General features: G+C 63.4%; 9 protein-coding genes and 1 pseudogene. 4 read left to right on the top strand and 6 right to left on the bottom strand.

The features are described from left to right. Positions 1-10: 10 nt before the first annotated feature. From AC3A35_RS21595 to AC3A35_RS21570, 6 genes and pseudogenes are all read right to left on the bottom strand, one after another. Positions 11-616, bottom strand: a complete 606-nt coding sequence (locus tag AC3A35_RS21595; RefSeq protein ID WP_487438421.1) for a cytochrome c oxidase subunit 3 family protein — start codon at positions 614-616, stop codon at positions 11-13. 141 nt (positions 617-757) lie between these two features. After that, a complete protein-coding gene (locus AC3A35_RS21590) occupies positions 758-2,137 on the bottom strand; it encodes a cbb3-type cytochrome c oxidase subunit I (protein WP_487438420.1) in 1,380 nt (459 codons plus the stop codon). A gap of 46 nt (positions 2,138-2,183) precedes the next feature. After that, on the bottom strand, positions 2,184-2,609 hold the full coding sequence (locus AC3A35_RS21585; protein ID WP_487438419.1) for a c-type cytochrome: 426 nt from the start codon (positions 2,607-2,609) through the stop codon (positions 2,184-2,186). Positions 2,610-2,866: 257 nt separating this feature from the next. After that, positions 2,867-4,102, bottom strand: a pseudogene (locus AC3A35_RS21580) (multidrug effflux MFS transporter); the annotation flags it as partial. 22 nt (positions 4,103-4,124) lie between these two features. Next, positions 4,125-4,586: a MarR family winged helix-turn-helix transcriptional regulator gene (locus AC3A35_RS21575; RefSeq protein WP_487438417.1), complete on the bottom strand. Its 462-nt coding sequence runs from the start codon at positions 4,584-4,586 to the stop codon at positions 4,125-4,127. 249 nt (positions 4,587-4,835) lie between these two features. Then, the gene (locus tag AC3A35_RS21570) at positions 4,836-6,368 is read right to left on the bottom strand and encodes a fumarate hydratase (protein WP_487438416.1); all 1,533 of its coding nucleotides are present in this window, start codon (positions 6,366-6,368) and stop codon (positions 4,836-4,838) included. Between the two features lie 228 nt (positions 6,369-6,596). Here AC3A35_RS21570 and acs point away from each other — a divergent pair, with 228 nt between their 5' ends. From acs to AC3A35_RS21550, 4 genes are all read left to right on the top strand, one after another. Beyond that, positions 6,597-8,561, top strand: a complete 1,965-nt coding sequence (gene acs, locus AC3A35_RS21565; protein ID WP_487438414.1) for an acetate--CoA ligase — start codon at positions 6,597-6,599, stop codon at positions 8,559-8,561. Positions 8,562-8,764: 203 nt separating this feature from the next. Further along, the gene (locus tag AC3A35_RS21560; RefSeq protein WP_487438517.1) at positions 8,765-8,962 is read left to right on the top strand and encodes a hypothetical protein; all 198 of its coding nucleotides are present in this window, start codon (positions 8,765-8,767) and stop codon (positions 8,960-8,962) included. 13 nt (positions 8,963-8,975) lie between these two features. Beyond that, positions 8,976-11,705: an ATP-binding protein gene (locus AC3A35_RS21555; RefSeq protein WP_487438412.1), complete on the top strand. Its 2,730-nt coding sequence runs from the start codon at positions 8,976-8,978 to the stop codon at positions 11,703-11,705. A 41-nt stretch (positions 11,706-11,746) separates the two neighbouring features. Next, a complete protein-coding gene (locus AC3A35_RS21550; RefSeq protein ID WP_487438411.1) occupies positions 11,747-12,115 on the top strand; it encodes a response regulator transcription factor in 369 nt (122 codons plus the stop codon). The last annotated feature ends 3 nt before the right edge of the window (positions 12,116-12,118 follow it).

Below are 12,118 nucleotides of genomic sequence, written 5' to 3'. Positions count from 1 at the left end.
GGGGGACGGTTCAATGGATGACATAGACGAGCGGAAACAGGACCAGCCACACCAGGTCGACCATGTGCCAGTAGGCCGCACCGGTTTCCAGGCCGTTCATGTCGCCTGGCCGGTAGCGCCCGGCGCGGGCGCCGAACCACATCGCACCGAGAATCACCATGCCGAGGATCACGTGCATGAAATGGAAGAAGGTGAGCGACAGGTAGAACATGTGGAACGGGCTGCTCGACAGGCTGATGCCTTGCTCGAACGCGGCCGAGTATTCGAACAGCTTCACGGTGACGAAACCGGCGCCGCACACCATCGCCGCCAGCAACCAGCGCGCGGCGGCCGCGGCGGCAAGGCGTTCGGCGGCCTGCACCGCGCGCACCACGAAGTAACTCGCAGTCAGCAGCAGCACGGTATTGAGTGCGCCCGCATCGCGGTGCAAGGCCAGCTGTTCGGCGTCGAACAGCTCGATGTGACTTGCCCGGGTAAAGGCGTAGGCGGCAAAGAACACGCCAAAGGCAAGCAGTTCGGCAAGGATGAAGATCCAGATCGCCAGGTCGCCGGCAAGGCGGCGCTCCACGGCGATGGCTGGGGTGGCGGTGAGGGTGGCTGAACTTGCTGTATTCATGAGGTGGAGTCTAGGAATACCGCGGCCCGCGAGCCTTGATTCCGGACAATTCGTAAAAATGGGCACAAAAAAAGGGGCGGCTTGCGCCGCCCCAACCCCTTCACCCACTCAGTTCAGGTGATACCGGAGAGACATCCGAAATCAGTTGGCGACCGCCTTGGTCTCGCCCTTGACGAAGAAGCTCGCCAGGTAGGTCAGCAATCCGATGAAGAAGATGACACCGGCCCATTCGCGCGCCCAGTAGAACAGCATGACCTGATCCTGCGCAGCCATGAACGACATCGGGGTATCGGACACCCGTTGCAGCCACACTTGCAGGATGCCGGCGGCGGTGAGGAACAGGGTGATGAAGACCATCGCGATCGTCATCAGCCAGAAGCTCCACATCTCCATCACCTGAGCCTTCTCCGAGTTGGCGGCACGGCCGCGCAGGATCGGCATGGCGTAGCTGATGATGGTGATCACGACCATCACGTAGGCGCCGTAGAAGGCCATATGACCGTGCGCCGCGGTGATCTGCGAGCCGTGGGTGAAGAAGTTCACCGGCGCCAGCGTGTGCAGGAAGCCCCACACGCCTGCTCCGAGGAAGGCCATCACGCCGGTGCCCAGCGCCCATAGCACGGCAGCCTTGTTCGGATGCTCGCGACGGCGGCGGTTCACCATGTTGAAAGCGAACACGGTCATGGCGAAGAACGGAATCGGCTCCAGTGCGGAGAAGATCGAACCCCACCACTGCCAGTACTCCGGCGTACCGATCCAGAAGAAGTGGTGACCGGTACCGATGATGCCGGTGACCAGCGCCAGGGTGATGATCACGTACAGCCACTTCTCGATCACTTCACGGTCGACCCCGGTGACCTTGATCAGCACGAAGGCCAGCAGTGCGGCAAGGATCAGTTCCCATACGCCTTCCACCCAGAGGTGCACCACGAACCACCAGTAGAACTTGTCACGAACCAGGTTGTGCGGGTTGTAGAACGAGAACAGGAAGAAGATCGCCAGGCCCCACAGACCGAGCAACAACACCATGCTGATCGCGGTCTTGCGGCCCTTGAGCACGGTCATGGAGATGTTGAACAGGAAGGCGAGCGCGACCACGACGATGCCGACCTTGGTCGGTAGCGGCTGTTCGAGGAACTCCCGGCCCATGGTGGCGAGCAGGTCGTTTCCGGTTGCCTCGGCCAGCGTGGCGTAAGGCACGAACAGATAGCCGAGAATCGTCAGTGCGCCGGCGGCGAGGAAGACCCAGAACAGGATCCACGCCAGTTTCGGGCTGTAGAGTTCGGTTTCGGATTCCTCCGGCACCATGTAGTAGGCCGCACCCATGAAGCCGAACAGCAGCCACACGATGAGCAGGTTGGTGTGAACCATGCGGGCGACGTTGAACGGGATTTCCGGAAACAGGAAATCGCCGACCACGTACTGCATGCCCATGATCAATCCGAAGATGATCTGCCCCACGAACAATCCGATCGCCGCTATGAAATAGGGCATGGCGACCGCTTGTGATTTGTATTGCATGTATATCCCCTTTAGTCCTGTCGAGGTGTCGAGTCGCGGTTCCGACTCAGCCTTCGATGTTGGGCGGCCAGTTGGAGGTGTTGATCTCGGAGGTGTATTTGAGGAAGGCCACCAGATTGGCGAGCTCCGTGTCGCTCAGATGGAAATTGGGCATCTGGCGACGGCCGGGTGCGCCGGTCGGTTGCGACTGCATCCAGGCCTTGATGAACTCGGGACCGCGCCGGGGATAGACGTTGCCCAGTTCGGGTGCGAAGTAGGCGCCTTCGCCGAGCAGGGAGTGACAACCGATACAGTTGCGCGTCTCCCAGATCTTCTTGCCGGCGATGACTTCCTCGGTCAGATTCTGGCGGTTGTCGCGGCTGGGAAGGGTCTGCTCGGTGTCGAAGACGAGCGCAAGGAAGAGCAGGAAGAAGAAGACCGTGCCCCCGTAAAAGATGTTGCGCGCCATTGCCTTGCTGAAAATGCCGCTCATGGAGTACTCCTCATGGTTTGTCTCGTTATGTCCGGAAAGTGGAAGGGAAACCGCAGGTGTGGCGGATTCTGGTTTTCCGAAGGCACCGGCACCATGATCTGCATCAAGAAACGCCAGCCGTGACCGAAGTAGGGCCTTGCTCCCGAACCCGACCGGCCCTCAAAGAAGAACGCCCGACCATGATCGGTCGGGCGTTCTTCTTCTAGGTGTGAGCGGAGGCGTCGGCGTGGACGTCCAGCGTCCCGCGGGCGGACCGTTCAGGCCGGCGAGGCGGTCGGTGACGACGGGCGTTCGGTGTAGTACGCGACCCCGAGCGCCAGCAGGGCAAGGATCACGTAGGCGCCGACGAGCGGCGAGACGCTGCCGTCGAAAAGCTGGCCGATACCCAGTCCGATCAGCGCGCCGACCACGGTGGTGAAGAAGCCGATCATCGACGACGCGGTGCCGGCCACGTGGCCGAGCGGCTCCATCGCGAGCGTGTTCAGGTTGGAGGCCAGAAAGCCGAAGATGAACACGCTGCCGCCCTGCAGCAGCATGAAGGTGAGCAGGCTTTCGCCACCGGCGACAAGCACCGCGAAATGGAACAGGTTCAGCGCTGCGGTGGCGACGAGTCCGGTCAGGATCAGCCGGCGCATGCCGAAGCGGTGCACCAGGCGCGAATTGGTGAACGCGGCGACCGACATCGACAGCGCGACCAGCGCGAACAGCACGGTGAAGCTGCGCCCGACATCGAACACATCGACGAAGATCTGCTGCGCGGAGGTGATGAAACCCATGTGCGACCCCAGCACCAGGCCGAGGGCGAGCATGTAGCCGGTCGCCATCCGCGAGCCGAGGGTGATCCGGTAGGCGCCGACGATCGCCGCCGGCGAGATCGCCCGGCGGCGATCGGGCGGCAGCGATTCCTCGAGCCGCAACAGGGTCCACAGCAGCACCGCGGCACCGGCCACCACGAGCGCGCCGAACGCCCAACGCCACGGTGCGACCAGCAGGATCAACTGGCCCAGCGACGGCGCCAGGATCGGAACCGCCATGAACACCATCATCGCCAGCGACATCACCCGGCCCATCTGGGCCCCCGAGTACCGGTCGCGGGCCAGCGACACGGCCACCACGCGGGGTGCCCCGGCGCCTGCGCCCTGCAGCAGACGCGCCGCAAGCAGGGTGCCGAAACTGTCGGTCATGGACGAGAGCAGGCCGGCGACGGCGAACAGGACGAGGCCGCCGATCAGCACCGGTCGCCTGCCGTAGCGGTCCGACAGCGGTCCGTAGAACAGCTGCGAGACGCCCATGCCAAGCAGGTAAACCGCGATCACCGCCTGGCTCTGGTTGGGGTCCGAAAGGCCGAAATCGGCGTTCAGGAGGGGCAGGGCGGGCAGCATCACGTCGATCGCCAGCGCATTGAGCGCCATGCAGGCCGCAATGAAGCCGACGAATTCGCCGAATCCCATCGGTGTGCGGGTAGCGGGGGTCATGCGGACCTCCGCAGGCCGGAGGCGGTCGTGCGCGCGGGGGTCATCGGTCGAGGGTCTCGGTAAAGGGTTTGAGCGCTTCTGCGAGCGCCTCGAGGTGTTCGGGGGACGCTGCCTTGCGCAGCAGGGCGATGTCGCTTTCGATCACCGACTGCATGGCACGCCCGGCGAGATCGATGCCCGCCGGGGTGAGGCGCACGCGGCAGCCGCGACGATCGACTTCGTCGTCCTGACGCTCGATCAGGGCGCGCTGTTCGAGGCCCTTGAGCACCTTGGTCAGCCCGCCCGAGCTGAGCAGCATGCCCTTGTAGATGTCCGACGGGCGCAACTCGTGCGGGAACGGGCGCTTGCGCAACGTGGCCATCACCGAGTACTCGACCGGCGACAGTCCGAAGCGCGTCATCTCGCGTTGGGCGTTCTCGTAGATCAGGTCGCGAATGCGGAACAGGCGCGCGATCAGACGCATTCCCGGCGTGTCGATTTCGGGAAAGCTCTCGGCAGTCATGCTCAGCATTTCTTCGCAGCGGGTTCGGCATTTTCGCGTCATGCGGTGCACCATAGCATTCTTTATTGCTTTCTGGAAAGCAATAAAGCTGCGAATTGCTTCTTCGTCCGCCGAATCGACGCGTCGCTGCCCGCCGGCGCGATGGTGGTTACAGGAGCGAATGTCGCGAAACGGCGCCATTCAGGAACCTGCAGACGAAAAAAAGCCCGGCCGAGAGGGCCGGGCTCATGCGTCCGCGGGAGTGCGGAATCAGGCGATCGCGACCGGGATCTTGCCGATCTTCGCCTGCCATTCCTTCGGACCGGTGTTATGCACACTGGTACCACTGGAATCGACCGCCACCGTCACCGGCATGTCTTCCACGGTGAATTCGTAGATCGCTTCCATGCCGAGGTCGGCAAAGCCGACGACCTTCGCCGCCTTGATTGCCTTCGACACGAGATAGGCCGAACCGCCCACCGCCATCAGGTAGGCGGACTTGTTGTCGCGGATCGCGTCGATCGCGACCGGGCCGCGTTCGGACTTGCCGATCATCGAGATCAGGCCGGTCTGTTCGAGCATCATGCGGGTGAAACCGTCCATCCGGGTCGCGGTGGTGGGGCCGGCGGGGCCGACCACTTCATCGCGTACCGGGTCCACCGGGCCGACGTAATAGATCACCCGGTTGGTGAAGTCCACCGGCAGCTTCTCGCCCCGGCCCAGCATGTCGGCGATGCGCTTGTGCGCGGCGTCGCGGCCGGTGAGCATCTTGCCGTTGAGGAGCAGGGTCTGGCCCGGCTTCCAGGCGGCGACTTCTTCCCGGGTGAGGGTGTCGAGGTTCACCCGGGTGGCGACGTTGGTGTCGGCCTTCCAGGTGACCTGCGGCCAGTCTTCGAGCTTCGGGGTCTCGAGCTTGGCCGGGCCGGTACCGTCGAGGTGGAAATGCACGTGACGGGTGGCGGCACAGTTCGGGATCATCGCCACCGGCAGCGAGGCGGCGTGGGTGGGGTAATCCATGATCTTGACGTCGAGCACCGTGGTCAGCCCACCCAAACCCTGGGCGCCGATGCCGAGCGCGTTGACCTTGTCGATCAGCTCCAGGCGCAGTTCCTCGATCCGGGTCAGCGCGGCGCCGGAGGCGGCCTTGTCCCTGAGCTCGTGGATGTCGACCGGCGCCATCAACGATTCCTTGGCGAGCAGCATCGCCTTTTCCGGCGTGCCGCCGATGCCGATGCCGAGGATCCCCGGCGGACACCAGCCTGCGCCCATGGTCGGCAGGGTCTTGATCACCCAGTCCACGATCGAGTCGGACGGATTGAGCATGACCATCTTCGACTTGTTCTCGGAGCCGCCGCCCTTGGCCGCACAGATGACTTCGACATGGTCACCGGGGACGATCTCGTAGTGCACCACGGCCGGCGTGTTGTCCTTGCTGTTCTGGCGCTTGCCGGCCGGATCAAGCAGCACCGAGGCGCGCAGCTTGTTGTCCGGATGATTGTAGGCGCGGCGCACGCCTTCGTTGATCATGTCCTGGACGCTCATCGTCGCGTTCCAGCGCACGTCCATGCCGACCTTCAGAAACACGACCGCGATGCCGGTGTCCTGGCAGATCGGCCGATGACCTTCGGCGCACATGCGCGAATTGGTCAGGATCTGCGCGATCGCGTCCTTGGCGGCGGGGCTTTCCTCGCGCTCCCAGGCCTCACCGAGCGCCTTGATGTAGTCGAGCGGGTGGTAGTAGCTGATGTACTGGAAAGCATCCGCGACGGACTGGATGAGGTCTTCTTCGCGAATTACGGTCATTCTTGATCTCCGGTGGGCGTGAGCGAAGTATGATAATGCAGCCTCAAATTCTAGCACTGGCCGGCATGGTGCGGCGCCGGCACCGATCGTGTAAGTCTTGTGTAAGATAGGTATTATCAAATGCCGTCCATTCCTCGGACGGCAAATAAGCGAATCAGACACTGGATTCAACCAGTCGCACCGCCCGGGTCAGCTTCAACCATTAGATTCAGTTGAGGAGAGGTCAGCATGTCCAACGAACAACAAGTCCGCTTTTATAACCCGTCGGAAGCATCGATGAAGAACGCCGCCGTATCCGGCATGGAGGCCTATCGGGCCCTGTGCAAGGAAGCGGAGGACGATTACGAGGGCTTCTGGGCACGCAATGCCCGTGAGCTGCTCGAGTGGAAGAAGCCTTTCACCGAGGTGCTGGACGAGAGTAACGCGCCCTTTTTCAAGTGGTTTGCCGACGGTCTGCTCAACGTCTCCTACAACTGCCTCGATCGTCAGGTCAACAACGGTCTGGGCGACAAGGTCGCGATCATTTTCGAGGCCGACAGCGGTGAAGTGACCCGCGTCACCTACAAGGACATGCTGTCCCGCGTTTCCAAATTCGCCAACGCCCTGCGCGGCATGGGCGTCAAGAAGGGTGACCGGGTCGTCATCTACCTGCCGATGTCGATCGAAGGCATCGTCGCGATGCAGGCCTGCGCCCGTATCGGCGCCACCCACTCGATCGTGTTCGGCGGCTTCTCCGCCCAGGCCCTGCGCGACCGCATCAACGATGCCGGCGCCGTTGCCCTGATCACCTCCGACGGTCAGTTCCGTGGTGGCAAGGCGCTGCCGCTGAAGCCGATCGCCGACGAAGCGCTCGGCATGGGTGGCTGCGAGTCGATCAAGAACGTGATCGTGGTCAAGCGCACCGGCACCGACTGCGCCCTGGTCGCCGGTCGTGACACCTGGTACCACGATGCCGTCGCAGATCAGTCCGACGTGTGCGAACCGGAATGGGTCAGTGCCGAGCATCCCCTGTTCCTGCTCTACACCTCCGGCTCCACCGGCAAGCCGAAGGGTGTTCAGCACTCCACCGGCGGCTACCTGCTGCACGCCATCCTGACCATGAAGTACACCTTCGACATCAAGCCCGACGATGTCTTCTGGTGCACCGCCGACATCGGCTGGGTTACCGGCCACACCTACATCACCTATGGCCCGCTTGCCTGCGGCACGACCGAGATCGTGTTCGAAGGCGTGCCGACCTACCCGGACGCCGGCCGTTTCTGGAAGATGATCCAGGATCACAAGGTTTCGGTGTTCTACACCGCGCCGACCGCGATCCGTTCGCTGATCAAGGCCGCCGACAACAACCCGTCCGTTCATCCGAAAAAATACGACCTGTCGAGCCTGCGCATCCTCGGTTCGGTGGGCGAGCCGATCAACCCGGCCGCGTGGGAGTGGTACTACGAGAACGTCGGTGGCGGTCGCTGCCCGATCGTCGATACCTTCTGGCAGACCGAAACCGGTGGTCACATGATCACCCCGCTGCCGGGCGCCACGCCGCTGGTGGCCGGTTCGTGCACGCTGGCCTTCCCCGGCATCATGGTTGCCGTGGTCGACGAAACCGGCACCGAAGTGCCGTGGGGCCAGGGCGGCATCCTGGTGGTCAAGCGTCCGTGGCCGTCGATGATCCGCAACATCTGGAACGACTCCGACCGCTTCATCAAGTCCTACTACCCGGCCGACTTCCAGGGCAAGCTGTACCTGGCGGGCGACGGTGCGATCCGCGACAAGGACACTGGCTACTTCACCATCACCGGCCGTATCGACGACGTGCTGAACGTTTCCGGTCACCGCATGGGCACGATGGAAATCGAATCCGCACTGGTGGCGCACGAGAAGGTTGCCGAGGCTGCCGTGGTCGGCCGTCCGGACGATCTGACCGGCGAGGCGATCGTGGCCTTCGTGGTGCTCAAGGGCGCCCGCCCGACCGGCGACGAAGCCAAGGCGATGATCAAGGAACTGCAGACCTGGGTGGGCCACGAGATCGGGCCGATCGCCAAGCCGAAGGACATCCGTTTCGGCGAGAACCTGCCCAAGACCCGCTCCGGCAAGATCATGCGCCGGCTGCTGCGTCAGCTCGCCAAGGGTGAGGAGATCACCCAGGACATCTCCACCCTGGAAAATCCCGGCATCCTGTCGCAACTCAAGGGCTGACCGGCCCGCCGCGGGCGCCGCGAGGCGCCTGCGCAGCAACGAATAACAGGAGACGATCCGGCCACGTAGTCGGATCCGGGTGAGGAGAAGGAAGGCGCGCGCAAGACGCGCCTCTTTTTTGTCGTGTGCATTGAACCCGCCACCAAGAGCGGGAGCGCCACGCCGCTATAATCAGGGCAAAGCCGTCATCATCGAGGTGCATGATGCGCAAGGGTCTTGCCGGACAACGTCTGGTCGCCGTCTTTCTGGTCGGCGTCATGCTATTCAATTTCCCGCTGTTGTCGCTGTTCGATCGACCCGTACTGGTGTTCGGTATTCCGCTGCTGCATGTCGCCCTGTTCCTGGCCTGGGTGGGCGTGATCGCGCTGATGGCCTGGATCGCCGAGCGCGGTGCCCGATGAGCGGAGCGCACTGATGCTATCGGGCGGGGTCATCATTGGCGCTTCCTTCGCCTATCTGCTGCTCCTGTTTGCGGTGGCCTATTTCGGCGATCGGCGGGCCGACCAGGGGCGTTCGATCATTGCCAACCCCTGGGTCTATTCGTTTTCGCTGGCGGTGTACTGCACCGCGTGGACCTACTTCGGCAGCGTCGGGCGCGCCGCGTCGGGCGGTATCTGGTTCCTGCCGATCTACCTCGGGCCCACGCTGGGCCTGGCACTGTCGTGGCTGGTGGTGCTGAAGATGATCCGCATCGCCAAGACCCATCGCATCACCTCGATCGCCGATTTCGTCGCATCGCGCTACGGCAAGAGCCATTTGCTGGGCGGACTGGTCACGATCATCGCGGTGGTCGGCACGGTGCCCTACATCGCGCTGCAACTGAAGGCGATCTCGAGCGGCTATGCGCTGCTCACCGGCGATCACGACGCCAACTTCCGGCCGCTGCATCTCGGCGGCTGGCTGCAGGACAGCACGCTCTATATCGCCCTGACCCTGGCGGCATTCACCATCCTGTTCGGCACCCGCCATCTCGACACCACCGAGCGGCACGAGGGCATGGTGGCTGCGATTGCGTTCGAATCGGTGATCAAGCTGTTCGCCTTTCTCGCGGTCGGGGTCTATGTCACCTATGTGCTGTACGACGGCATCGGCGACATCTATGCACGGACGCTCGCGCATCCCGATCTCGTCGCGCTGCTGAGTTTCGATGGCGCCGGCCAGGCCGGCTATGGCGGCTGGTTTTCGCTGATGCTGCTGGCGATGCTGTCGATCATCTTCCTGCCGCGGCAGTTCCAGATCGCGGTGGTCGAGAACGTGAACGAGCAACATCTGCGTCGGGCGAGCTGGATGTTCCCGGCCTACCTGCTGGCAATCAACATCTTCGTGCTGCCGATCGCGCTCGGCGGTCTGCTCCACTTCGGCCAGGGGACGCTCGATCCGGACACCTTCGTCCTGACCTTGCCGCTGGTCCACGGCCAGACCGGACTGGCGCTGCTGGTATTCATCGGCGGCCTGTCGGCCGCAACCGGCATGGTGATCGTGGAGACGATCGCGCTGTCGACCATGGTGTGCAACGATCTGGTGATGCCCCTGCTGCTGCACCGGACAGGGGTCGCCCGCGACGAGGGCCGCGATCTGACCGGCTTGTTGCTGGCGATCCGGCGGGGGGCGATCGTCATGGTCCTGCTGCTGGGCTATCTCTATTTCCGCCTCGCCGGCGAAGCCTACGCACTGGTGAGCATCGGCCTCATCAGTTTCGCCGCGGTTGCGCAGTTTGCCCCGGCGATGCTCGGGGGCATGTACTGGCGCGGCGGCACCCGGGACGGTGCCCTCGCGGGGCTGATCGCGGGCTTTGTGGTGTGGGGCTATACCCTGATGCTGCCGTCGTTTGCCAAGTCGGGCTGGCTCGACATGAGCCTGCTGACGGCGGGGCCGTTCGGTATCGACTGGTTGCGGCCGGAGCAACTGTTCGGACCGACCTCGCTCGACAGCCTCAGCCATGCGCTGTTCTGGAGCCTGTTCGCGAATGTCGGCTGCTTTGTCGGGGTGTCATTGCTGCGTTCGCCGACCGGTGCGGAGGCGAGCCAGGCAACCTTGTTCGTGGATGTATTGCGCCGCGGGCTCGCGACCCCGGCCGGCTTCTGGCGAACGGGTGCCGAGGTCCGCGAGCTGATTCCGCTGGTCGCCCGTTTTCTCGGACAGCGCCGCACCCATGATGCCTTCGCCGGCTACGCGCTCACCCATGGGCTGAGCTCGCCGGATCAGCTCAAGGCCGACCCCGAGCTGGTCAACTTTGCCGAAACCCTGCTGGCGGGGACGATCGGCAGCGCCTCGGCGCGGGTCATGGTATCGACCGTGGTTCAGGAAGAGCCGCTGGGGGTGGACGAGGTGATGAATATCCTCGACGAGGCGTCGCAAGTACGGGCCTACTCGCATCAGCTCGAAGAGAAGTCGCAGGCGCTGGAGGCGGCAACCCGGGAACTGCGCACTGCCAACGAGCAACTCAAGGAATACGATCGGCTCAAGGACGATTTCATGTCCTCGGTCACGCACGAACTGCGCACCCCCTTGACCTCGATCAGGGCCCTGTCCGAGATGATGCTCGAGGATCCCAAGACCGATCTCACCAACCGGAAACGCTTCCTCGGCATCATCGTGTCGGAAACCGAACGCCTTACCCGCCTGGTCAATCAGGTGCTCGACCTGGCCAAGATCGAATCGGGTCACGCCGAGTGGCACAATTCGGATGTGGACATGCACGAGCTGGTCGAGCACGCGGTCGATGCCACCGCCCAGTTGTTCAGGGACAAGGGGGCCGTGGTCGAGACCGCGCTTGCCGAGCACGTGCCGGTGTTGCGGGCCGATCACGATCGGCTGCTGCAGGTGATGATCAACCTGCTGTCCAACGCGGCAAAGTTCGTCCCGGTGAACGCCGGCAGAATCAGGGTGGCACTGGGTTTCGACGATGACGAAATCCGCGTCGACGTCAGCGACAACGGCATCGGGATACCACCCGAACTGGCGCCGGTGATTTTCGAGAAGTTCCGTCAGGGGGGAGGAGAGCGGGCACGGCCGCAGGGCACAGGCCTGGGCCTGCCGATCAGCAAGCAGATCGTGGAGCATTTTGGTGGACGTCTGTGGGTGAGCGCGACAACCGACAAGGGCGCCACTTTTTCGTTTGTATTGCCGCGACCGACGGCTTGAACGGCGAATGACATAAAATAACGATCGAGGAGAGGGAGTGCATGGCAAAAAAAATTCTGATTGCGGACGATGAGCCCAATATCGTCATCTCGCTCGAGTTCCTGATGAAGCGCGAGGGATACGAGGTCACGATCGCCACCGACGGGGACGAGGCGGTGACCCGGATCCGCGCCGACCGCCCGGATCTCGTCCTGCTCGACGTGATGATGCCGAAGAAGAGCGGCTTCGAAGTCTGTCAGGAAGTGAAGGCCGACCCGGCGCTGCAGTCGATCCGTATCCTGATGCTGACCGCCAAGGGGCGCGATACCGAGGTGACCAAGGGGCTGGCGCTCGGTGCCGATGGCTACATGACCAAGCCTTTCTCGACCAAGGAGCTGGTGGAACGGGTCCGCAGCATGCTGGAGGGCTGAACG

The sequence above is a fragment of the Azoarcus sp. Soil_N_20 genome (assembly GCF_057656155.1).
This window is presented reverse-complemented; position numbering and strand designations above follow the sequence as displayed.

Bases quoted from the DNA above. Each gene is read 5' to 3' on its own strand.
- AC3A35_RS21585 (WP_487438419.1), bottom strand. From the start codon at position 2,609: ATGAGCGGCATTTTCAGCAAGGCAATGGCGCGCAACATCTTTTACGGG.
- AC3A35_RS21570 (WP_487438416.1), bottom strand. From the start codon at position 6,368: ATGACCGTAATTCGCGAAGAAGACCTCATCCAGTCCGTCGCGGATGCT.
- AC3A35_RS21590 (WP_487438420.1), bottom strand. From the start codon at position 2,137: ATGCAATACAAATCACAAGCGGTCGCCATGCCCTATTTCATAGCGGCG.
- AC3A35_RS21550 (WP_487438411.1), top strand. From the start codon at position 11,747: ATGGCAAAAAAAATTCTGATTGCGGACGATGAGCCCAATATCGTCATC.
- AC3A35_RS21575 (WP_487438417.1), bottom strand. From the start codon at position 4,586: ATGACTGCCGAGAGCTTTCCCGAAATCGACACGCCGGGAATGCGTCTG.
- AC3A35_RS21595 (WP_487438421.1), bottom strand. From the start codon at position 616: ATGAATACAGCAAGTTCAGCCACCCTCACCGCCACCCCAGCCATCGCC.
- AC3A35_RS21560 (WP_487438517.1), top strand. From the start codon at position 8,765: ATGCGCAAGGGTCTTGCCGGACAACGTCTGGTCGCCGTCTTTCTGGTC.
- acs (WP_487438414.1), top strand. From the start codon at position 6,597: ATGTCCAACGAACAACAAGTCCGCTTTTATAACCCGTCGGAAGCATCG.
- AC3A35_RS21555 (WP_487438412.1), top strand. From the start codon at position 8,976: ATGCTATCGGGCGGGGTCATCATTGGCGCTTCCTTCGCCTATCTGCTG.